Here is a 454-nt window from a genome sequence, read left to right as displayed (position 1 = left end):
GCTGAAGCAAATTGGATGATAATCTTGTTTGATTCTAGTTTGACAGATTCTTCACTAGTATTATTTCTTTGAGCAGTTACATAAATCGACAGACCATTGATGTAACGATCATAAAATATTTTTTTACGTCTTTCAGTCACATCAGGTTTGTGCGGATGCTGAATAGCAGAGTATCCTCGAACAAACAATTTATGCAAATACTCAAATTCTTCTTGTGCTTCTTCTCTATCTATCAACATTCGTTCAGCTTCAAAAACATTATTAGCTGTAGATGGCGGAACCAAAGAATAAGATGCCGTCACTTTTGGCTCACGAGGTTGTCCTACTCTACATCTTGCTGATAGATATGCTGAAAGGAAAACACCAACATTATGTTTTGTGCGGTCCATATCAACATCTTTTGCGCTTGGTGTCTCATATTTCTTTACATCGAAAAGTACCATCCTCTGATTCC

1 protein-coding gene is annotated in these 454 nt (G+C 36.8%); it reads right to left on the bottom strand.

Features of this window, described 5'->3' with window-relative positions; genetic code table 11:
• Window positions 1-443: ArpU family transcriptional regulator (locus RWU19_RS13235; RefSeq protein ID WP_316032201.1), on the bottom strand; the 443-nt coding region annotated here is incomplete at its 3' end.
• Window positions 444-454: the final 11 nt, after the last annotated feature.

The sequence above is a fragment of the Enterococcus sp. 2STP genome, from assembly GCF_032465635.1.
Classification (GTDB): domain Bacteria; phylum Bacillota; class Bacilli; order Lactobacillales; family Enterococcaceae; genus Enterococcus_B; species Enterococcus_B lactis.
The sequence above is the reverse complement of the archived record's forward strand: the minus strand, read 5'-3'. Positions and strand labels throughout refer to the sequence as shown.